The organism is Fredinandcohnia onubensis, from assembly GCF_002734285.1.
GTDB lineage: Bacteria > Bacillota > Bacilli > Bacillales > Bacillaceae_L > Ferdinandcohnia > Ferdinandcohnia onubensis_A.
Window position 1 is genome coordinate 165,059 of the sequence record NZ_NSEA01000002.1, and the last position, 22,544, is coordinate 187,602.

The 22,544-nt window shown below is 37.3% G+C and carries 26 protein-coding genes; 1 reads left to right on the forward strand and 25 read right to left on the reverse strand.

Annotated elements, in window-relative coordinates; translation table 11 throughout:
• Positions 1–13 precede the first annotated feature (13 nt).
• The 25 genes from trpA to CKJ95_RS01805 form a co-directional block, all read right to left on the reverse strand.
• Positions 14–823, reverse strand: coding sequence for a tryptophan synthase subunit alpha (gene trpA / locus CKJ95_RS01685; protein WP_099351685.1), 810 nt, complete (start codon positions 821–823; stop codon positions 14–16).
• Positions 786–2,018, reverse strand: coding sequence for a tryptophan synthase subunit beta (gene trpB, locus CKJ95_RS01690; RefSeq protein ID WP_099351686.1), 1,233 nt, complete (start codon positions 2,016–2,018; stop codon positions 786–788). The genes trpA and trpB overlap by 38 nt, the downstream gene beginning before the upstream one ends.
• Positions 1,999–2,655: a phosphoribosylanthranilate isomerase gene (locus CKJ95_RS01695; protein WP_099351687.1), complete on the reverse strand. Its 657-nt coding sequence runs from the start codon at positions 2,653–2,655 to the stop codon at positions 1,999–2,001. The genes trpB and CKJ95_RS01695 overlap by 20 nt, the downstream gene beginning before the upstream one ends.
• Positions 2,636–3,415 carry an indole-3-glycerol phosphate synthase TrpC gene (gene trpC, locus CKJ95_RS01700; RefSeq protein WP_099351688.1) on the reverse strand — a complete coding sequence of 260 codons (780 nt, stop codon included), beginning with the start codon at positions 3,413–3,415 and terminating at the stop codon, positions 2,636–2,638. Before trpC ends, CKJ95_RS01695 begins: the two co-directional genes overlap by 20 nt.
• The gene (trpD, locus tag CKJ95_RS01705; protein ID WP_099351689.1) at positions 3,396–4,430 is read right to left on the reverse strand and encodes an anthranilate phosphoribosyltransferase; all 1,035 of its coding nucleotides are present in this window, start codon (positions 4,428–4,430) and stop codon (positions 3,396–3,398) included. Before trpD ends, trpC begins: the two co-directional genes overlap by 20 nt.
• Positions 4,423–5,940, reverse strand: coding sequence for an anthranilate synthase component I (gene trpE, locus CKJ95_RS01710; RefSeq protein ID WP_099351690.1), 1,518 nt, complete (start codon positions 5,938–5,940; stop codon positions 4,423–4,425). Before trpE ends, trpD begins: the two co-directional genes overlap by 8 nt.
• Before the next feature lie 285 nt (positions 5,941–6,225).
• On the reverse strand, positions 6,226–6,600 hold the full coding sequence (gene aroH, locus CKJ95_RS01715) for a chorismate mutase (RefSeq protein WP_099351691.1): 375 nt from the start codon (positions 6,598–6,600) through the stop codon (positions 6,226–6,228).
• A 38-nt stretch (positions 6,601–6,638) separates the two neighbouring features.
• The gene (aroB, locus tag CKJ95_RS01720; protein WP_099351692.1) at positions 6,639–7,718 is read right to left on the reverse strand and encodes a 3-dehydroquinate synthase; all 1,080 of its coding nucleotides are present in this window, start codon (positions 7,716–7,718) and stop codon (positions 6,639–6,641) included.
• Positions 7,718–8,890: a chorismate synthase gene (gene aroC, locus CKJ95_RS01725; RefSeq protein ID WP_099351693.1), complete on the reverse strand. Its 1,173-nt coding sequence runs from the start codon at positions 8,888–8,890 to the stop codon at positions 7,718–7,720. The genes aroB and aroC overlap by 1 nt, the downstream gene beginning before the upstream one ends.
• Positions 8,891–9,124: 234 nt before the next feature.
• Complete coding sequence (locus CKJ95_RS01730; protein WP_099351694.1) at positions 9,125–9,898, reverse strand: CheR family methyltransferase; 774 nt, start codon at positions 9,896–9,898, stop codon at positions 9,125–9,127.
• 92 nt (positions 9,899–9,990) lie between these two features.
• The gene (ndk, locus tag CKJ95_RS01735; protein WP_099351695.1) at positions 9,991–10,437 is read right to left on the reverse strand and encodes a nucleoside-diphosphate kinase; all 447 of its coding nucleotides are present in this window, start codon (positions 10,435–10,437) and stop codon (positions 9,991–9,993) included.
• Between the two features lie 170 nt (positions 10,438–10,607).
• On the reverse strand, positions 10,608–11,570 hold the full coding sequence (gene hepT / locus CKJ95_RS01740; RefSeq protein ID WP_099351696.1) for a heptaprenyl diphosphate synthase component II: 963 nt from the start codon (positions 11,568–11,570) through the stop codon (positions 10,608–10,610).
• A gap of 39 nt (positions 11,571–11,609) precedes the next feature.
• On the reverse strand, positions 11,610–12,314 hold the full coding sequence (locus tag CKJ95_RS01745; protein WP_099351697.1) for a demethylmenaquinone methyltransferase: 705 nt from the start codon (positions 12,312–12,314) through the stop codon (positions 11,610–11,612).
• 2 nt (positions 12,315–12,316) lie between these two features.
• Positions 12,317–13,132: a heptaprenyl diphosphate synthase component 1 gene (locus tag CKJ95_RS01750; protein WP_099351698.1), complete on the reverse strand. Its 816-nt coding sequence runs from the start codon at positions 13,130–13,132 to the stop codon at positions 12,317–12,319.
• A 146-nt stretch (positions 13,133–13,278) separates the two neighbouring features.
• Positions 13,279–13,509, reverse strand: coding sequence for a trp RNA-binding attenuation protein MtrB (mtrB, locus tag CKJ95_RS01755; protein ID WP_099351699.1), 231 nt, complete (start codon positions 13,507–13,509; stop codon positions 13,279–13,281).
• A gap of 115 nt (positions 13,510–13,624) precedes the next feature.
• Positions 13,625–14,191: a GTP cyclohydrolase I FolE gene (gene folE, locus CKJ95_RS01760; protein WP_099351700.1), complete on the reverse strand. Its 567-nt coding sequence runs from the start codon at positions 14,189–14,191 to the stop codon at positions 13,625–13,627.
• A 128-nt stretch (positions 14,192–14,319) separates the two neighbouring features.
• On the reverse strand, positions 14,320–14,592 hold the full coding sequence (locus tag CKJ95_RS01765; RefSeq protein ID WP_077618610.1) for an HU family DNA-binding protein: 273 nt from the start codon (positions 14,590–14,592) through the stop codon (positions 14,320–14,322).
• Positions 14,593–14,893: 301 nt separating this feature from the next.
• Complete coding sequence (gene spoIVA, locus CKJ95_RS01770; protein WP_099351701.1) at positions 14,894–16,372, reverse strand: stage IV sporulation protein A; 1,479 nt, start codon at positions 16,370–16,372, stop codon at positions 14,894–14,896.
• Between the two features lie 266 nt (positions 16,373–16,638).
• Entirely contained in the window at positions 16,639–17,358 is a 720-nt protein-coding gene (locus CKJ95_RS01775; protein WP_099351702.1) for a hypothetical protein, read from the reverse strand.
• A gap of 27 nt (positions 17,359–17,385) precedes the next feature.
• Complete coding sequence (locus CKJ95_RS01780; protein ID WP_099351703.1) at positions 17,386–17,586, reverse strand: DUF2768 domain-containing protein; 201 nt, start codon at positions 17,584–17,586, stop codon at positions 17,386–17,388.
• A 399-nt stretch (positions 17,587–17,985) separates the two neighbouring features.
• Positions 17,986–19,026, reverse strand: a complete 1,041-nt coding sequence (locus CKJ95_RS01785; protein ID WP_099351704.1) for an NAD(P)H-dependent glycerol-3-phosphate dehydrogenase — start codon at positions 19,024–19,026, stop codon at positions 17,986–17,988.
• 15 nt (positions 19,027–19,041) lie between these two features.
• Complete coding sequence (gene der / locus CKJ95_RS01790) at positions 19,042–20,352, reverse strand: ribosome biogenesis GTPase Der (protein WP_099351705.1); 1,311 nt, start codon at positions 20,350–20,352, stop codon at positions 19,042–19,044.
• 150 nt (positions 20,353–20,502) lie between these two features.
• Positions 20,503–20,694: a capping complex subunit for YIEGIA gene (locus CKJ95_RS01795; protein WP_099351706.1), complete on the reverse strand. Its 192-nt coding sequence runs from the start codon at positions 20,692–20,694 to the stop codon at positions 20,503–20,505.
• A complete protein-coding gene (locus CKJ95_RS01800; protein WP_099351707.1) occupies positions 20,691–21,587 on the reverse strand; it encodes a YIEGIA family protein in 897 nt (298 codons plus the stop codon). Before CKJ95_RS01800 ends, CKJ95_RS01795 begins: the two co-directional genes overlap by 4 nt.
• 1 nt (position 21,588) lies before the next feature.
• Positions 21,589–22,188, reverse strand: a complete 600-nt coding sequence (locus CKJ95_RS01805) for a YphA family membrane protein (RefSeq protein WP_099351708.1) — start codon at positions 22,186–22,188, stop codon at positions 21,589–21,591.
• A gap of 172 nt (positions 22,189–22,360) precedes the next feature.
• Here CKJ95_RS01805 and CKJ95_RS01810 point away from each other — a divergent pair, with 172 nt between their 5' ends.
• A complete protein-coding gene (locus CKJ95_RS01810; RefSeq protein ID WP_099351709.1) occupies positions 22,361–22,504 on the forward strand; it encodes a YpzI family protein in 144 nt (47 codons plus the stop codon).
• Positions 22,505–22,544: the final 40 nt, after the last annotated feature.

Below are 22,544 nucleotides of genomic sequence, written 5' to 3' on the forward strand. Positions count from 1 at the left end.
GAAGCTACACCTCTTAACTGTTAATTGGATGCAATACATCATCTACAAAATTTTTAAAATGGGATAAGGCGGTAGCTCTTGTTTCTTCATTTACTAATTCTGGTAGATACTCTTCAATCTTTTGGATAAGGGCACTTCCCATGATCACCCCATCACAATGGTCTTTAAGTGCTTCTACTTGAGAAGAATTAGAAATACCAAACCCAACCGCTACAGGAATATTACTATAGCGTTTTACCTCTTGTAAAAATGAGTATACCTCATTATTAAGCGAATTTCGAACACCCGTTACACCAAGGGATGAAACACAATATAAAAATCCTTGTGCATTCGAAGCGATCTTTTCAATTCGACTTGAAGAAGTTGGTGCAACTAGAGAGATAAATTTTAATCCCTCATTTTCACATTTACTTCTAAGGTCTTCACTTTCCTCAAAAGGAAGGTCAGGAACAAGTAGTCCGTCAATACCATTTTGTCGCGCTAAAGCGAAAAAGTTTTCTTCTCCTAATTGTAGCACAGGATTGTAATAGGTAAAGATAATTACTGGAATTTTTAGACCTTTTTTTCTCATTACCGAAACGAGTTTCATTGAGTTTTCTAGTGTGACCCCATTTTTAAGTGCACGCCCAGAAGCTCTTTGAATAGTAGGACCATCTGCTAGTGGATCTGAATATGGTATCCCTAATTCTATGATTGAAGCACCAGATTCCTGTAATGTTAAGGCGATTTCAACGGTCACATCAGGATGAGGATCCCCTGCCACGATAAATGGGATAAATAATTTTTCAGCCTTGGGTAATCGGTTCGTAAAGGTTGTGTTCATTTTTAGCTCCCCCTTCTTCTAGATATGTCATTAGTGAGTAAACGTCTTTGTCTCCTCGTCCGGATAAACAAACTAAGATTGATTCTTCTGGTGACATTTCTTTTGCCAACTGGATTGCTTTAGCCATCGCGTGTGCGGATTCAATAGCTGGGATAATTCCTTCAACCCGAGTAAGTAATTGCAATGCATCGAGAGCTTCCTGATCGGTTACACTTTCATAATTCACTCTTCCACTGCTTGCAAGATATGCATGTTCAGGGCCTACACCAGGGTAATCCAATCCAGCAGAAATGGAATAAGGTTCTGTTATTTGGCCGTGCTCATCTTGAAGAAGATACGTAAGCGAACCGTGAATAATACCTTTTGTTCCTTTTGTAATTGTTGCTGCGTGTAACAATGTATCGACACCTTTTCCCGCTGCTTCAGCACCGACTAAACGCACATCATCATTTAGAAACGGATAGAACATACCAATCGCATTACTTCCGCCACCTACACAGGCTACTACTGTTGAAGGTAATTGATTTTCGCGTTTTAAAAACTGTTCTCTTGCTTCATCACCAATAATTCGTTGGAAATCACGCACCATTTTCGGATAAGGATGTGGACCTACTACCGAGCCAATCATATAGTAGTGATCATCACAATTTTGTACCCAGTAACGGATTGCTTCATTCGTTGCATCCTTTAATGTTTGATTTCCACTGGTAGCTGGAATTACTTCAGCACCTAAAAGTCTCATTCGAAACACATTTAGCTTTTGCCTCTCAATATCCTCTACACCCATAAAAACCTTACATTCTAATCCAAATTTAGCGGCCACTGTAGCTGCTGCAACACCATGTTGACCCGCTCCTGTTTCAGCAATTATTTTTTTCTTACCCATTCTTTTTGCTAAGAGAGCTTGACCAATTGCATTATTGATTTTGTGTGCGCCAGTATGATTTAAATCCTCACGCTTTAAATAGATCTTCGCACCACCTAATTCTTTCGTTAATTGATCAGCATATGTAAGTGCTGTAGGTCGACCTGAATATTCTTTTAAAATACGAGTATATTCGTTACGGAATTCTTCATCTTGATATGCTTCGTCTAATGCCTTTTCGATTTCTTCTAATGGCATCATCAATGTTTCCGGTACAAATTTCCCACCAAAATCTCCGAATCTACCATTTTCATTTGGTACGTTCTTCAAATTTATCCACCCATTTCTCAATAGTTTGTATGATGTTTTGATTTTTCTTTCCTTCGTATTCAATCCCGCTTGAGATATCAAACCCATCGATCTTATAGCTTAGTAGGCTATCAATATTTTCAGGGCCTACTCCACCTGCAATGAAACAAGGAACCCCTTGTCGATTTGCTTCCTGTTGATAGACAGGAATTGACTGCCAATCAAATGTGATACCAGAGCCACCCCAAACATTTGCAATCTTTGTATCAACAACATAACCATCAGCTACATCAGCAAACTCCTCCATCGTTCTTAGAGCTTGTTCATCGTGATGGATAACCTTCCATACAGTAGTCCCTGTCTTCTTTTTTAGTTGCGTAATAAAATCAACTGACTCTGTTCCATGACATTGGATAACGGATAATGGGACATTTGCCAATACAGTCTCTATCTCTTCCAGGCCTGCATTAACAAAGATTCCAACAGTTTGTTTATCCTTCAGATCAATTTTTTGTAACCATTGTTTCACATAAACTGGATTTACTTCTCGCTTACTGGTTGCAAAAATAAATCCGATATAATCCGCTTTGCTTTTTGCAACCACTTGTAAGTCCTCGTATGATTTATTTCCACAATATTTAATGAGAGGACGTTGCATGAGGGACCTCTCCAAACATTTGCTTAATCCCAATCCCCGGAGACTCTGCTCGCATAAATGCTTCTCCGATAAGCGCTGCCTTTGCACCATATTTAATGATGGATTTAATATCTTGTGGAGTGTGAATTCCACTTTCACTCACGACAAGACTATCTGCTGGAGCATCTTTTGCAATTTCTTCTGTATGTGTAATCGAAGTTTCAAACACTTTCAAATTCCGATTATTAATACCAAGGATTCTAGGTGTAAAAATGCTACACACCTGTTCTAGTGTTTCCCTAGAATGGACTTCAACAAGACACTCAAGGCCTTTTTCATAGGCTTCGCAATAGTATTCATGTAATTGGTTGGGCTCAAGTGCTTCTCCAATTAATAAGATCGCATCTGCACCTATTTTTTCACTTTGTTTAATCTGCTTTGCATCAACGATAAAATCCTTCCGAAGAACAGGAATATTTACATTCTTCTTAATATCCATTAAATATTCAATTGACCCCTGGAAAAATGGTTCATCTGTTAATACTGAAATAGCGTCCGCTTTTGCTTCTTCATATTCTGTTGCAACATCGACTGGATGAAAATCTTCTCGTATCACACCTTTAGAAGGTGATGCCTTTTTCACCTCTGCAATGATACCAAGGGAACGATTAGGATTAGATAATGCTTCATATAAAGAGATTCGCTTTACAACACTGTCAATCTCAGGATATTTAATGTTTTTAACCTCTATTTTCTTATTTTCAAGAATTTTGTTTAGCAAAATACTCCACCTCACGATTTCTTAGCTGTTCAAATTGGTTTCTTGCTATTCCCATTACAAGTGCCTCCCTCGCCATTTCAACACCTTCACGAATACTGTTCGCTTTTCCTGAGATGTAAATAGCTGCACCAGCATTTAATAAAACAATATTCGTTGCACTTTGATTGGCACTTCCATATAAAACATCCCGCAAGAGGTTTGCGCTCTCAACCACGGAAGATACTTGAATGTCCTTCATATTTCCACGGGGAAGGTCGACATCCTCAGGCGAGAGGACAAATCTAGTAATCTCTCCATCTTTTAATTCCACAATATCTGTTTCAGTTGTAATACTGCATTCATCTAGTCCATCACGTCCTGAAACAAATAAAATATGCTCAGAACCGAGTTTTTGAAGGGCATATGCCATCTTTTCAGCGTACTCAGTTGAGTACACACCTAATACTTGCCTTTTACATCTAGCTGGGTTTGCCATTGGCCCCAATAGGTTAAAAATGGTTCGAAATCCAATTTCCTGTCTCGGTGTGACAGCATGCTTCATCGCAGCATGGTAGATAGGGGCAAATAAAAAGCTCATATTTCGTTTATTTAATGCAGCCTTCGCTTCTTCTTTGGTTGATTGGATCTCAACACCTAAATATTCTAAAACATCAGCACTACCACTTTTTGATGACACAGCACGATTCCCATGCTTTGCAACTTTTATTCCTAAGGAAGAGACAATAATTGCAGATGCAGTTGAAATATTAAAGGTAGAAGCACCATCCCCACCTGTCCCACATGTATCAATTACTTGATCACTTTCATAATCAAGCTGCATCATATGCTCCCTCATCGCTCTTGCAAAGCCAGTAATTTCATCGACTGTTTCCCCACGAAAACGAAGGATTGAAAGTAAGCTTGCAATCTGGCTTGCAGTTGCATCACCAGACATAATCACGTCCATCACTCGATAGCTTTCTTCTTCAGTTAATACCTCACCAGTAATACATTTATTTAAAAGTTGTTTAAACATGAATATCCTCCTTATCGAATGCTTCTTCTGCTAACTGGATTGTTTGAATTAAGGCACTTGCTTTATTTACGGTTTCCATCCACTCATGTTCAGGAACTGAATCAGCAACGATACCTGCTCCCGCCTGGACGTAAGCCACACCATCTTTTATAATTGCCGTCCGAATTGTAATACAGGAATCTATATTTCCATCAAAGCCTATATAAGCAATGGTGCCGGCATATAAGTTTCGAGCCGTTGGTTCCAGTTCTGAGATAATTTGCATTGCACGAATTTTAGGTGCTCCAGATACAGTTCCTGCCGGGAACGCTGCTTGTAACGCATCTAATGGATCAATTTTCTCATCTAATTCACCTGTGACCTTCGAGATAATGTGCATCACATGTGAAAATCGACCAATTTCCATTAATACAGGCGTTTTAACAGAGCCAAATGTAGATACCCTGCCAATATCATTACGTGCTAAATCGACTAGCATATAATGCTCCGCCATCTCTTTTTCATCCTGAAGCAATTCCGATGCAAGGGCATCATCTTCTTCTTTCGTCTTCCCTCTCCGCCTTGTACCTGCAATCGGGTGAATCTCAAGATGTTTGTTATGAACTTTGATTAAACGCTCTGGTGAGCTACCTACAATTTCGATATCATTGATTTTGATATAAAACAAATAAGGTGAAGGATTTACCATCCGTAAGACACGGTAAAGCTGAAATCCACTTACTGAGACAGGAATTTCAAAGCGTTGTGATAAAACCGCCTGAAAAATATCTCCATCCGTGATATAATCCTTTATTTTAGCAACAGCATCTAAGAAATCCTGTTTTTCGAAGTTCGTTTTTATATCTTTTACATTCGGTATTTCATGTAACTTTGGAAGTAGTAACATTTCACTTTGTTCTTTGTTTTGAATGATTCGGGATAAATACATGTTGATTTTTGAGTGGGCATGATCGAAAACAGCCTTTTGAATCCGATCATCTTCACCGCCGTTTAACCGAACAAAATGAACGACAATCAACTCGCGTGAATGATGGTCTAACGCTAAAATGGTTTCACAAAAGAAAAATTGATAGCGTTCCATGTTTAAATCATTGTTTGAGTGTTCATCTACCTTTTCAAATGTCGAGATTGCATCATACCCAATATATCCAACTGCCCCTCCATAAAAGGGGATTTCGATATCAAGCGGCTTTAAGGCAAGGTAATCCTTAATCCAGTTAAATGCATCCTTCATTGTTGGTTTCTTTACTAAGCTTTGCTGGTTTTCATTTTTCACGTAGTAGTGACCTTTATTTTCATCCATAAACAGGAATGGCTTTAAGCCAATAAATGAATACCGAGACCACTCGGATTCGTGATCCTTACTTTCAAGCAGAAAGGATGCTTCATTTTCTAGGTTTTGAAAAATTTGAATGGGTGTCAACGTATCAACTAAGAAACGTTTGACAATCGGAATTGTCCGAAATTGTTTTGCATCGGACGCAAACGAGGAAAAATCATACGTATTCATTTAGCTCACTCCTCCATGTAATATGGAGAATGAGGATTTAGGAGGTATTTGAAGATAGGAATCGCTTTTTAATATAAAAAACGATAAAAATAAACAACCCAAAGACACATTCGTATCTTTGGGTAGAAGTAACATAACTAAACTCTGCTAACCTCGGCTAAACTCTCTCATTCTCATCTACCCTAAACTCAACTCTAAACTTCACAGAAAACTTACTAAACTCAAACTTTATCAAATATTGTAACTAAACTTATCATATACATCTTTAGTTTGTCAATATATAGTTTATTTACCTTGAACAGTTGAAAGGTCCGGTCTGAGGACGATCGCTCCATTTTGGTAAACATGATTGATTTCTTCTTGTTTTGCCATAGTATTCACAGTCATCAAGATACGAATACACATTGGCAATGAACCTGGTACAGGAATTTCTCTCATACTCATTACTGGAACAAATGTCCATCCATCAATTTGTCTTGCTGCTGCAGCAGGAAAAGCTGCATCAATATCATCGGTAACTGTAAATACAATTTGAGCAACATCAGCAGCTTCAATGTGATTTTCAGTGATCATGTCACGCAATAGCTGCTCAGTAGATGTTAATATTTCTTGTCTATTATTTTCTTTAATCGTTGTAGCGCCACGTATTCCCCTGATCATTTACACTCCTCCTTTTTTTTGCATGAAGACATCTTATCTTAAATAAAATCCTTTAAGAAACGGAGTAGATGCTCATCTTCTATATCTTGAATAACAGTTTCCCCAATGTTTTTTAACAAGACCATTTTTACCTTACCAGAGGTAGCTTTTTTATCATGCTTCATTCGTTCAAGTAATTTTTCAACTTCTAATTCATCAGGAATGCTTGTTGGGAACCCAAACAAACTGAACCATTCTTTTATTTTTTCAGATGATAGATTACTATTAAAGATTTTTTCGCTCACCTTTAATGCAAAAATCATCCCAATCGCAACGCCATCTCCATGGGTAATCTTTCCATAACCAGATTCAGCTTCAATAGCATGACCTAGGGTATGACCAAAGTTTAAGATGGCACGTAGTCCTTTTTCTTGTTCGTCCTCAGAAACAACCTTTGCCTTTACGGCTACACCTTTTAATACAGCATATTGAAGCTTTTCACCTTTTAAATCGTCTAAAGATGTTATGTTTTCAGTTAGCCACTCATAAAACTCCGGATCCCAAATTAATCCATGCTTAATGACCTCGGCAAAGCCTGAACGAAGCTCGTTTTTTGGCAATGTCTTCATTAAATCAATATCATACAATACCGCATTCGGTTGATGAAAAGCACCAATCATATTTTTTCCAAGTTCATGATTAATGGCAACCTTCCCTCCAACTGCACTGTCATGAGCAAGTAATGTAGTTGGAATTTGGATAAATGGGATGCCACGCATGAATGTTGCCGCGACAAACCCTGCTAAATCGCCAACAACACCCCCACCTAATGCAAGAATCACCGAAGAACGGTCTAATCCTTCTTCTAGCGCAAAGGTCTGACATTGATAATACATTTCAAAAGATTTTGCACTTTCCCCAGCAGGGATAACGAATGATAACGGCTCATCAAATTGGGACTTAAGGATATCTATTACTTTCTCTAAATAAAGTGACGCAACAGATTCATCACTTATAACAAGTACCTTTGATACCGATTTACATGTATCCTTTATAACCTGTGGCAATTGATCGATAATTTCAGTTCCAATGAACATTGGATAGGTTTTCGATTTTGTTGCTATGGTTAACTGGTCCATTAGAATTCCCTCGAATACTCACGCGTTTTCGCTACATTTTCTTGAATTAAATCGATTCTGTCTTGTCCAAATTGTTCAACAATTGCGTTTGCAACTTCCCAAGCCACAACTGCCTCAGCGACAACTGATGCGGCAGGTACTGCACAGCTATCAGATCTTTCAATACTTGCTTCAAATACTTCTTTAGTTTCAATATCTACGCTTTTTAATGGCTTATATAGGGTTGGGATAGGCTTCATTACACCTCGAACAACAATTGGCATACCGTTTGTCATACCGCCTTCAAAGCCGCCTAAATTATTGGTTCTTCGCTTATATCCATCTTCTTTATCCCAAATGATTTCATCATGAACCTGACTTCCAGGAATTCTTGCTGCATCAAATCCAATACCAAATTCAACACCTTTAAAGGCATTGATACTTACCATTGCTGCTGCAATTTTCGAATCTAATTTACGGTCATAATGAACATAGCTTCCTAAACCTGCAGGTACACCTTCAACGATGACTTCTACAATCCCACCGATGGAGTCACCATTTTTCTTTGCTTCATCAATGGCATTCATCATTTGAATGCCTGCCTCTTCATCCAAACATCTGACTGAAGATTCTTCGGTCTTTATTTTCAATTCTTCTAGGGATGAATATGTAGTGTTCTTCGCACGTACTCCACCAATTTCTAATACATGTCCAGCAACCTGAATCCCTAAAGATGCCAAGAATTTTTTAGCCACTGCCCCAGCTGCAACTCGTACTGTTGTTTCACGTGCTGAGGATCTTTCAAGAACATTACGCATATCGCGATGTCCGTATTTGATGGCTCCATTAAGGTCTGCATGTCCAGGGCGTGGACGTGTAATTTTACGCTTAATATCTTCTGCCTCTTCATCAGTAATTGGATCGATACCCATTATTTTCGTCCAATGTTTCCAGTCATTATTTTCAACAACTAATGCAATTGGAGAACCTAAAGTTTTTCCGTGTCTAACACCACTTGCAATTTGCACTTGGTCCTTTTCTATTTGCATTCTTCTGCCTCGTCCATGTCCCTTTTGACGTCTAGCAAGTTCGAAGTTTATATCTTCTGTAGTAAGTTCTAAACCAGCAGGTACACCTTCAAGTATGGTTGTAAGTTGTGGCCCGTGTGATTCACCAGCTGTTAAGTATCTCATGTGTGTTTCCCCCTTATATGCAATAGTGAAAAAGAATTTCACTTTCGTAATTTAAAGCGATTATGTACCAATATATCATAATCTCTGTAATTCCGGATAGATTTTTTCAAAAATTTCTATGATTATATACAATTGTGATAAAGAAAAAGAATTCACCCATAGGCAAATTCGATTACTATATCGTAGCAAACATTATTATATTTGTCATTATTCTGACGTTTTATTTTACATGTTTTATTTTTTTCGATAAAAGAATATATCTTCGGTTTCTAAATTATATGAACCAGGATTGAAAATTTGTTCAGTACTACCGACAAACAATATCCCGTTACTTTTCAAGGCATTACTAAACTTTTTGTATACCATGTCTTTAGCCTCTTCTGTAAAATAGATCAAGACATTACGACAGACGATCAGATCAAAATCAGCATCGAATGGGTCTGCTAATAAATTTTGCTTTCTAAAGGTCACCGTCTTTTTAATCTCAGGTTTGATATGATAAAAAGTATCCTTTTGTGAAAAAAAATGATTCTTCATATCGTTTGGGAGCTCTTGAAGCGCGCGCTCAGAGTACACACCAAGCTTTGCTCTAGCTAGTATATTTTCATCAATATCTGTAGCTAAAATCGATACTTTTTGTAAAGGCAAAAATTTTGAAAGAATCATTGCTAGAGTATAAGGCTCCTCACCTGCAGAACATGCAGCACTCCATACTTTTAGATTTCGATTCTTATCTATGAGTTTTGGGAGAATCTTTTTTTCTAGTATTTCCCACCTTTTCGCATTCCTATAAAATTCGGAAACATTAATCGTCATTCGATCCAAAAATTCGTGAAATAGCTCATTGTCCTTTTCAATGCCCTTATAGTAATCAACAAAACTTGCGAAACCCCTTTTTTCGTATAACGATGTAAGTCTTCTTAGCATTTGAGCTTCCTTATATAAACGTAAATCAATACCTGTTTTCCTTTTTATTTGTTGGGTAAAAGTGATGTAATCTGTGTTCATAGCAATCTCCTAAAAACTAAACATAATTTTGGTGGTGATAATAGAAAGTTCCTTAAGAAAAACCAGCCCTACTAGAGCTGGTTTTTGATGGATTAGTAAATCCAGTTATTAATTAGCTTTTCGTACGCAGCTACTTCTTCTTCTTTGAAGAAAAGTGCAATTTCACGCTCAGCACTTGCCGGTGAATCAGAACCGTGAATAACGTTCTTTCCAACAGTTAATCCAAAATCACCACGAATTGTTCCTGGAAGGGCATCCTTCGGATTTGTTGCACCCATCATTTGACGTGCAGTTGCAATTACATTCTCACCTTGCCAAACCATTGCAAATACTGGACCAGAAGTGATGAAATCTACAAGCTCTCCAAAGAATGGACGCTCTTTATGCTCACCATAATGTTCTCCAGCAAGCTCTTCAGAAATAACCATTAATTTTGCTCCGACTAATTGAAAGCCCTTTCTTTCAAAGCGTGAAACAATCTCACCAATTAATTGACGTTGAACTCCGTCAGGCTTAACCATTAAAAACGTTTTTTCCATAATTCTCTCCACCCCACCAAAATATGTATAATAGTCATGTTTTAGCGACCAATCAAAATAGTAACACTATTTTGATTGGTTTGCAACTTTATTCATCAAATACACTTTTGCGTTTTTGCGCTCAGTTTTTAATGACAACAGGATGCAGGTTACATAGGGGACAAATATAGTTAAAATTTTCTTTTTCCGATATATTTTGCAATATTATAAAGCGTATTTCTAGCACGACCAGAAGGTAATTCCTCTAATACCTTATACGCTTTATCTAAATAACGGTTACTTATAGCCTCGGACTGCTTGATTGCATCTGATTGTTTAATCAACGTGATTAAAGGTTTAATTTCATCTGATGTTGTATGTTCTGAAACTTTTGTAATAAGGTCTTTAAGTTTCTCATCCTTCATCGCATAAAGAACAGGCAATGTAATATTCCCTTGCATCAAGTCACTACCAGCAGGTTTTCCTAGTTGTTGATCAGTGCCTGTAAAATCTAGAATATCATCTGTAATCTGAAAGGCCATTCCAACATAATAACCAAAAAGATACAATTTATTATGGATATCAGAAGGAACACCTGCAGCAACTGCACCTAGTTGGCAGCTACTTGCAATTAATAGGGCCGTTTTCCGTTTAATTCGACGCAAATAACACCGTAGGTCTTGATCAAACCGATATTTATCTTTGATTTGCTCAATTTCACCTAAACAGACCTCGACGATTGTATGAGCAAGAAGTTTATGTAATAAAGGATTATCAAGCTTCGTGATGATTTCTAATGAACTTCCTAGTATATAATCTCCTGCATACATCGCAATCTTGTTGTCCCATTTTGCTTTAATGGTTGGCTTGCCACGACGTAGGTCCGCGTCATCAATTACATCATCATGGACAAGCGATGCTGTATGAATAAGCTCAAGTGTTACTGCTACGTTTTTTATCACATTTATATCATACTTACCGAATTTGCCACCTAATAGGACAAAAACAGGTCGTAATCGTTTTCCACCTGATTGCAATAAATGCAATCCAGCTTGCTGAAGAACAGGATGCTCCCCTTTGATGGAAGCCTCCAGTTCCTTTTCTATAATGGCTAAATCTGTATTCAAATACGAATACATCAAAGATAATTTCATGAGTTTCACCTTAGTTTACAAAAATATGACGCGAAAATATTATTTCTTATACCCTAAATGCATAGCAGCTACACCTAAAGTGTACGGTTTAACTTCAATGTCTTTTAAGCCTGCTTCTCGAAACATATTTGCTAGTTCTTTCATGCCTGGAAAATCACGGGCAGATTCTTGTAACCATGAATATTCCTGATAACTTTTTGCAAAAAGCTTTCCGAAAACTGGCATAACAAAACGAAAATAGAAAAAGTATAATTGACGAAATCCAATTATTGTTGGTTGTGAAGTTTCTAAACAAACAACCTTGCCACCAGGTTTTACTACCCTTTGCATTTCTTTTAAAACGGTCATATAATCCGGAACATTTCGTAAGCCAAAGCCAATTGTTACATAGTCAAAAGAATTATCCTCAAACGGTAATTCCATCGCATTTCCATGTACCAATTTAACCTGATTTAATTCCAGCTTGTCTACCTTCTCTTGACCAATTTTTAGCATATTTTTACTAAAGTCTAAACCAATTACTTCCCCCGTAGAACCCACTGCATCTGCAAGCGCAATTGTCCAATCGGCAGTTCCACAACAAACATCTAACGCGGAAGAACCTTTTTGGACATCCATTCGTTTCATTGTATCTTTACGCCAAGCTTTATGTTGTTGGAAGCTAATCACGGAATTCATTTGGTCATAATTTTTATATATTTTTTCAAACACATGGTGTACACGCTGTTCTTTAGATTGCTCCATAATTACCCTTCTTCCACAATCTTATTCATTGATATTGAAGCACCTTCAAATCGTAGCTCATTAATTCGATTTAATAACATACTGTTCATTTTCGGGTTCGTTGCTAAAAACTGCTCCAACTTATTTGTTACATAAGAAAGCTGCCTGTTAAAAATGATCATAACTTCTGCTTCCTGATCTTGTTTTTCTTGATGAAAAACTATTTTCTTTAAAGTCTTGAAGAGAATTGAATTACCATTTTCTAAATACTGTTCTCTTTCATGCAGTAATCTTTTTAATAACAAAAAATTTAAAATGAGCTCTTCCCATTTTTTTATTTGAAAGCTTTTTACAATTTTTTGAAAAATAGCCGATTCAACTGTTGTTACACAAGTAAAAAGCTTGTCTATATTTTCATTGTCCATTTGATACAAATAAATTTTGGCTTCATTAACTTCTTTAATACCTTCTGCAAGTACTCGAATGAAGTTAATATCGGAGACCTGAGCCAGAAGTTTATAATATAATCCGCTAAAATAATCTCCCGCCAATACAGCCAACTGTTGACTGCGCATGTGTTCATCTGAATAGGAAAGTCGATTGGGGACTGATTCATGGGTATCCAATGCCTGTTGAACAAGCATAGTTGTTACTATATAGTTTTCCAATTGCTCTTTTGGCAAAAGTAAATCCTCGCATATCGAATTTAATAATAAAATCTTATCTTCATCTATGCTAGGTGTTTCCATATATCTTTGAAGGTATGAGTGTCCTATTTTAACCTCAATACGCTCCTTAAGATTGGCAACTATTTCCTTGATGTCATGCAAATCAATCACCCTTGTTTCCCCAATTTAAATAAAATTTTTTCTATTTTGAAGGTCTTTATATTAGTCTCCTTAAAACAACGTTAATTATAACATATATCCCATAGTTTTTCCCTTAGTTTTGTGCAATCCAAAAGAAAAAGCAGGAATTACCTGCTTTATTTTTTGGAACCTGATTCAGTTTCTCCATGGCTAGTTTGAATAATGGCATGACCACGAACCTTTATTGCTGAAGTATGTTCAGTAAATTGAGCGATCATTACTTCGCCTCTATCTAATTTCTCCGAATGATGAAAGCGTGTATCAGTTCCTCTAGTTAAACCGATTACATTCACTCCATCTTCTACTGCTTTAATTACAATAAACTCTGAGTTTGAATTATTACTCATCCTTCTTCACTCCTATGAATGCTATGTAAAGGAAATTTTTTCAACTCATTCAACACTTAATGGAAAATGAGTGAAACTCACATCTTTTTTACTATCTCGTACTTCATTACGTATGTCAATTCTTAATTAAAGATAATACCTCACTGCGAGCAGCTGGGTCTTTTTGTAATATTCCACGAACAGCAGAAGTAACTGTTTTTGCTCCTGGTTTTTTCACTCCCCGCATCGTCATACACATATGTTCTGCTTCGATTACTACCATTACCCCATGAGGTTGTAGGGTTTCAACGATGGAATCAGCAATTGTTGAGGTTATTCTTTCTTGCAATTGAGGTCTTTTAGCGACAGCTTCTACGGCGCGTGCAAGCTTGCTTAAGCCAGTTACCTTACCGCCTTTAGGAATATAAGCAACGTGTGCGTGACCATAAAATGGGACAAGATGGTGCTCGCACATTGAGAAAAATGGGATGTCTTTGACAAGCACTAACTCTTCATGTTCCTCACCGAAAATCGTTTGAAAATATTCTTTTGGGTCATCTTGGAGACCAGAGAACACTTCCGCATACATTTTAGAGACTCTTTTTGGCGTATCGACTAGTCCTTCTCTCTGTGGATCTTCGCCGATTGCTTCTAAAATCATGGTTACTGCCTGCTCTATTTTTTTATAATCTATGGAAGTCATTTTAGCCAACCCCTCTTCTTATTACGTACTGCCAGTCCATTGATTCTAGCATAATTATGTACAGAAAACAAAAAAGAGTCGTTAAAAACGACCCTCTTTGTTATCTTTCACATAGTTTCTATGTAAAATTATTTTACTGCATCCTTAAGCGCCTTTCCTGGTTTAAATGCAGGAACCTTGCTAGCAGCAATTTCGATTTCTTCACCAGTTTGAGGATTACGACCTTTACGAGCAGCACGCTCACGCACCTCAAAGTTACCAAATCCGATTAACTGAACTTTGTCTCCACCTTTAAGGGCTTCAAGAATTGAATCAAAAACTGCATCAACAGCTTTTGTAGCATCCTTCTTAGATAGTTCAGCACTTTCAGCCACCGCGTTAACTAAATCTGTTTTGTTCATGACATTCACCTCCTCCCAAATATGCTATTCAATCAATATGAGTGATTATTCATTGCTCTGCGAGTCTTGTGTCATCAAGTGTCTTCAACGTTAGTCTAATACTAACATGCCTTATAATAAACGATTATTAGACATAATTCAATATATTTCAACAGAAATTTTACCTTTTTATGTATATTTCACCAATTCGTCTATGTTTTTTTGTAAAAAGCTTATCACATTAGTGTTTCGTAAGCAAATCCGCCTCTTTTTGTGCAATTATGGCATAAAAAAAAAGACTCCCTTGTGAGGAGCCCTTATCCTATAATATGATAGCAATTAATCCGCCCGAACCTTCGTTAATGATTCTTTCAAGCGTTTCTTTAAGCTTGTAGCGCGCATTTTCAGGCATTAAAGATAATTTCGCCTGGATACCTTCACGAACGATAGAGCTTAACGATCTGCCAAATATATCTGAATTCCAGATAGAAAGTGGATCATCTTCAAAGTCTTGCATCAAGTATCGGACCAATTCTTCACTTTGTTTTTCTGTACCAATAATCGGCGCAAATTCAGATTCTACATCTACCTTAATCATATGAATAGATGGTGCAACAGCCTTTAAGCGAACTCCAAATCTTGAACCTTGGCGAATAATTTCAGGCTCATCAAGACTCATGTCAGATAACGCAGGTGCTGCAATTCCATAACCTGTTTGTTTTACCATTTTTAGTGCATCAGCCACTTGATCATACTCAGCTTTTGCATGCGCAAAGTCTTGCATTAACTGTAAGAGATGATCTTTTCCGCGGATTTCAACACCCACTACTTCCTTAAGGATTTGATCATATAAATCATCTGGAGCATATAAGTCAATTTCAGCTACACCCTGCCCCATTTCGATACCAGCCAAGCTTGCTTGGTCAATAAAGTCATATTCACTAAATTGCCCGACAACGCGATCAACATCTCGTAATCGCTTGATATCTTGGACTGTATCCTTCACAGCATCCTGATAGCTTTCTCTTAACCAATGATCTTCTCTTAAGACCATTACCCAGCTTGGTAGATTTACATTTACCTCTAGTACTGGGAACTCATAAAGTGCTTCGCGTAGAACATTGAATACATCTGCTTCACGCATGCTTTCAACGCTCATCGCTAATACAGGAATATCGTATTTTTCATTTAACTCTTGACGAAGCGCATCTGTCTCTGGGTGATGAGGATGAACGGTGTTTATAACCATAATAAATGGTTTTCCTACCTCTTTAAGTTCCTCAATCACACGCTCTTCTGCTTCAATATAATCTCTTCTAGGAATCTCTCCAATTGAGCCGTCTGTTGTTACCACAACCCCAATTGTTGAATGCTCCTGAATTACTTTTCTTGTGCCAATTTCAGCTGCTTCATGGAACGGAATAGGCTCTTCATACCAAGGAGTGTTTATCATACGAGGCCCATTTTCATCCTCATAGCCCTTTGCACCTGGAACCGTGTATCCCACACAATCCACAAGGCGAATGTTAACATCAAGCCCATCTTCAACATGTACAGAAACAGCTTGATTTGGAACAAACTTTGGTTCTGTTGTCATAATTGTTCTACCTGCAGCACTTTGTGGTAGCTCATCCTGTGCGCGCGCCTTATCTGCTTCACTACCAATATTCGGTAAGACTACTAATTCCATGAACTTCTTTATGAAAGTAGATTTGCCAGTTCTAACTGCACCAACGACTCCTAAATATATATCGCCACCGGTGCGCTCAGCGATATCTTTAAAAATATCTACCTTTTCCAAGTGTGATCCCTCCCGATTTTACAGTTCTTGGGATAATTTTATCCGTTTACTACATATTCTAGGACATTATATTTGTATGACGTTGTCCTAATTAAATATGACTATTTCTAGAAAAAAATTCCCCCCATAATATGTAGCAGCAAAGTTGAGTTCAAAAAGAAGATTGAAAACTCCCTAGCAAGCTATATTTCTTACACTTTTTGAACATAATTTACAAATTAAAAACCCTTCTCTTAGAGTTTATGTCTAAAAAAAGGGTTCATGACTTATTTATTTAAAAATATTGGTTCATTTTTATCATCAATCGTAGTGGGCTGGGAATTTATTGGAACAAACATTGAATGTTCAACTAAAATATCCCGAATATCATCACCTGTTTGATAGGTATGCTCATACTTTGTTAAATACTCATATAAATCCATACGATAGTCTACAAATATCTCATTTGTGTTCGTTATCAAGAGTGGTAAATTTTTCCCTGTAAAAGGACTAACCACAAAAGGTTCTTCTTTCAAACCTAGCTTGCTATAATCCAAAGTAAACACATTTGTTTGAAGTTGGTCTTTAAATGGCGCATATCCATTTGAAGACCGATACATTTCTACTCGTAAATTTAATTCACTAATTTCCTCTGAAATTCGAACATCTAAAAGTTTAACAGTCGGGTTTGTCTCTACATTTACTAAAACATATAAATAAACTCCACCAGTTTCATATGCATTTCCAGGAGGTTCGGCTATGTACTTGGGTGAAATTCGGGTAAAATCAATCGGATATTTTTGATATAGAGGGGTCTCCATGTCTCTTGTTTTGATCGGTAAGAGCCCACCACTATCCTCTTTAAATTGGTCAACCGCCCTCTGAACATCTGCGATTTGATCTTCATATGGAATTTGGTTTTGAGTAAGCTTTTCTTTTGGATACAAGCATCCTGTAAGTAATGATAAAGAAAAAACAATTACCATCAGTTGTAACGTAACTCTCATAATAATACCATCCTTATGTTTGTATCTTTATTCACTAACAGGTCCGCTGAACACGACGAAGAAGATAATAATTCCTGCTAGAATCATAAAAATATATGCAATCGTGGCTACTAATCCTTTTAAGAAGCCCTTCAGTTTAAAACGACTAAGATAAATGGATATAACAGCGATAAACATAAATGCAATGCCTGCAAATGATATCCACATTTTTAGTAATCCTGGTGTCACCTTTTTCACTCCCTTGTCCAACTCTAACATTCCGTCAAATATTATATCATAATACGCATCTATAAACTAAGGCAATGTTGTTAACTGTGAACATGAAAACTTTTTTATTCCTAAATAAAACAAAAAAACTGAAGTAAAGAGGGGCGCCTTTACCTCAGCAAAACTTGAACAACTAAATATTCCCTTTATCCAATCGCTCAACCCACACAGTATACTACGTTGCATTTTATGCGAAAAAGGCATGAAATGTATCGTCTAATGCCTATTTTTAGCAAGAAAAGTGCAAACGTTTTACTCGGTAGAAAATCCTTGCTATGCGAAATTATTAGAAATCCCGCTAATATGGTATTCTCCTTGCCATCATATGCACGCTAAAAGCGGTAGGTGTGCTAAATCTTGCTACATTGACCCTTTTTCTTCTAAATAGTTGAAAAGATCAGCCATCTCGTTTGTCCTTCCTCTGGACATGAGTTTATCTACAGCTTCTTTAGGTGACTGACCGTTGAATAGAACATCATATAGGGCAAACGTTATCGGCATGGAAACATCCATTTTTTTGGCTAACTGATAGGCTGCTTTTGTTGTCCTAACACCCTCGACAACCATACCCATATTATCTAAAACTTCCTGCAGACTTTGACCTTTGCCAAGCAGATTTCCTGCACGCCAGTTCCGTGAGTGGACACTTGTACAAGTTACGATCAAATCACCAATCCCAGTTAATCCAGCGAAAGTTAGGGGATTTGCCCCCATTTTGCTTCCCAAACGTGAAATTTCGGCTAAACCGCGTGTGATTAACGCAGCTTTAGCATTATCACCATACCCAAGTCCGTCCGTAATGCCGGCAGCTAAAGCAATAATATTTTTTAACGCCCCACCAATTTCTACACCCACAATATCAGGATTTGTGTAGACACGGAAATGCTGATTAATAAATAAGTCTTGCACATATTCAGCACTTTCCATATTTTTTGATGACACTGTAACAGTTGTTGGATGGCGAAGTACCACTTCCTCTGCATGACTAGGCCCAGAAAGAACAACAACATCTTTGAGTAAGTTTGACGGCATTTCGTCCTCAATCATTTCAGATATCCGCTTTAATGTATCCGGTTCAATCCCTTTACTAACATGAATAATCGTTAAAGGAATTGAAACGACCTGAGTTATTTTCTGAAGGACTTCACGAATTGCTTTCGTCGGAACAGCAAGTACAATTGTTTTGACGTCCTCTAGGGATTTGTCTAAATCCGAATACCCAATAATGGTTTCTGGAAGCTCAATTGAAGGCACGTATTTTGAATTAGTGTGTTTCGAATTGATCTCATCCACCTGTTCCTTACGATGTGACCAAAGCCTCACCTCATGATCATTGTCCGCAAGAACGAGCGCCAGTGCAGTACCCCAACTACCAGCTCCAACAACCGTTATCTTCTCCATTACTTCCTCCCCTTTCTATTTTCGAGCTCTCGCGATTATCTTAATTGGCGTACCCTCAAAGCCAAAAGCATCTCTAATTCGATTCTGTAAGAAACGTTCATAAGAAAAATGCATCAATTCAGGTTCATTGACAAATACAACAAAAGTCGGTGGCTTAACAGCAACCTGTGATACATAGAAAATTTTTAATCGTTTTCCCTTGTCTGTTGGTGTCGGGTTCATTGCAACAGCATCCATGATGACATCATTTAACACATTCGTTTGAACACGCATTGTATGGTTTTCACTGGCCATATCAATCATCGGTAGCAACGTATGGACCCGTCTTTTTGTTTTTGCAGACAAAAATACAATCGGTGCGTAATCAAGAAATAGGAAATGATCACGTACTTTTTGTTCAAATTCCTTCATGGTTTTATCATCTTTTTCTATGGCATCCCATTTATTAACAACAATCACCACTGCTCTACCCGCTTCATGAGCATAGCCGGCTATTTTTTTATCTTGTTCAATAATACCTTCCTCAGCATTTAAGACGACAAGGACGACGTCAGAGCGTTCAATCGCTTTCAGCGCTCTTAATACACTGTATTTCTCAGTGCTTTCATAGACCTTTCCTTTTTTCCTCATACCAGCTGTATCGATGATGACATATTCCTTACCATCAACTGTGTATTTTGTATCAATAGCGTCCCTTGTGGTCCCCGCTATGTCACTTACGATTACTCTTTCTTCACCTAACAAAGAATTTACAAGAGATGACTTTCCTACATTAGGACGACCAATTAGAGAGAACTTAATGACGTCTTCATCATATTCTTCATCTCCACCCTTTGGAAAATGTCCTATAACTTCATCTAGCAAATCTCCAAGGCCAATTCCGTGGGAGCCTGAGATTGGCACAGGTTCACCAAATCCCAATGCATAAAAGTCATAAATATCTGTTCTCATTTCGGGGTTGTCCACTTTATTAACAGCTAAAACAACTGGCGTTTCGGAGCGATATAATATTTTAGCAACCTCTTCGTCCGCACTTGTCACGCCTTCGCGACCACTTGTCATAAAAATAATTACATCTGCTTCATCGATTGCGATTTCAGCTTGATGTCTAATTTGGGCAAGAAAAGGTTCATCACCGATATCAATACCACCTGTATCAATAATGCTAAATTCTTGATTCAACCATTCACCTGAACTATAGATTCGATCCCTTGTCACTCCAGGTACATCTTCTACAATTGATACTCTTTCTCCTACTATACGATTAAAAATTGTTGACTTTCCAACGTTCGGACGACCAACAATAGCCACTACTGGTTTTGCCACATGCGTTCTTCCTTTCTAAACTATCTAATACTACATATATCACATAAAATATGATTAAAATCAACGTTATGTATAAAATAAACCCTTCTACGTTAGAAGGGTCATGCTTTTACATTCTATCAAAAATAAATGGTAACAACAATCAATTGTTTAGTGTTTTACGATTATGTACAAATTCTCACTGATTTCATGAGCAATTCCATCTAAGATTGCCTCCAAATTTGCAGCTACTGTCTCCATTTCCTCTTTTGTAGGACATGAAAACACGGGTGTTCCCCCAGAAACATTAACCTTTGATGTATCCATCTTAATCGCTGCTAAAATAAATTTTTCGATATTCATTTAAGTGGACGCCCCTTTTCGTTTGCGTTCCTCTCTGTTGGCATTCGGATTGCATTTTCTAAAGTTGGTACACGACCAATTATTTCAATTGCTTTCTCAACATCTTTTTCCTGTGGCAAAACAAAAATTCCGACTCGTCCATCATTCAAATCTCGTTTTGCCAACGGCGTAAGAGCAGGGGTCCCTGAATCTCTGAAGATCCCCAAAGCAGTAGATACATCGTGTAGAATGGCTTGTCTTTGACCTAAGTTTGCAATGGTAGCTCTGGCATTAAACGTTTTAGGCTTTAAAATAAACCCCATCCCATATTCTAATATTTCTTCCTGTCTAGCAGGAAGTCCGATATTCATAATATAGATATTATCAACATATAATCCTGCATCCTTAAAATGTGGCTTAACAAACTCGATATCTACAATATCCTTTAGTCTACTGCCAGCCATTAGCTTTTTGCAGATTAACAGACAAATGATACCCACAAGTATTCCAACCCACATATTGATTGCTAAATAGGCAAAGGTAGATAATAAGGAAGTAAAAATAACTAAGTAATTTCGACTTTCGAAGGCAACCGCAATTCCTTCAATATATGTCTTTCCTCTTGGAACAAGTTCGTATGAATCAAGTTCAGTAAGTGTGTTTCGCTCCATATTTCGCACATCGCGAAATTGCGAAGCCGCAATTGTTAAGAAGGTGATTGCCGTAAAATCTTCTTCCATGATTGAAGGTACAGCCACAGTTCCCAAGCCTGCAGCAATAAATCCTAACGCAATATGAATGATCTTACCATGTAGATATGTTGGATACTGACGATAATCTGTACGCAGCATGTAAAGGCGTACCGAAACTCCAAATATGACCCCAAATAAAATTGGGTATGTATATTCATTCATGCTAGCCGTGTTTCTCCTTTGTGTTTTTTTGGACCAGAACATCCACATGATGTAGTAGAATCTCTAATGATGACCAAACAAAAATAAAACAAAAACTAATTGCAATAACATCTAAAAAGACAAATGAACCAATTTCATAAGAAAAGTTGACCTTATTTATAATAATTCCATAAAGAATATCCCCTTGTATAGCACCCACTAAAAGCCCAACCAATCGTAAACGGAAATCCTTTAATAACATTAAGGTTACGTAAATTAATGCGGCACCAAGCATCAAATTACGATTAAAAAAAAGCCAGACCGGGTCATATAATTCGAACATTAAGAAACTACAATACGCTAATGAAATGGTAAGAATACAAATTAGCATATAAAACACTTGTTTTTTTGGTCGTTTCGAAATTTCTTTTATGCAAAAAAACAAGATTGGAAAGATACTGTAATTTATTTTTATATCACCCACTCCAACGTAGTACGGTGATAATATGATAGTTACTAGAAACAAAATTGATAGGAAAAGCCTTTCTTTGTTTTTCTTCATCAAAAAAGTACTACACACCCAAGCCATCCAAGAAATCCAATAAAATAAGACACCTTCCATATCTCCACCTCCCATTATTCCCATTATGGCTAGAAATTATGAATTTTAACCTTATTTGAATACCAAAATTCCTTTTATGAAACAATAAAATGAATTCAGAAATACTCATTACCCCTATATACAATCCCCTAAAAAAAGGATTGTTATGTAGGAAGAAAGAGGTGGAAATGAAGTGGGTAAAGATAGACAGGAAAAAAAGCATAAAGAGGCGCGATTAACGGAGTCTGACCGTGATCAATCTCTTGACTATCCCGGCGCAACGAGATTAGATACTCCTGATGAAGCTAGGGAAATGAACCGTATGAATCCAAAATAAAAAGCCCTCACCCATATGGGTGAGAGCTTTTTTTCGATGA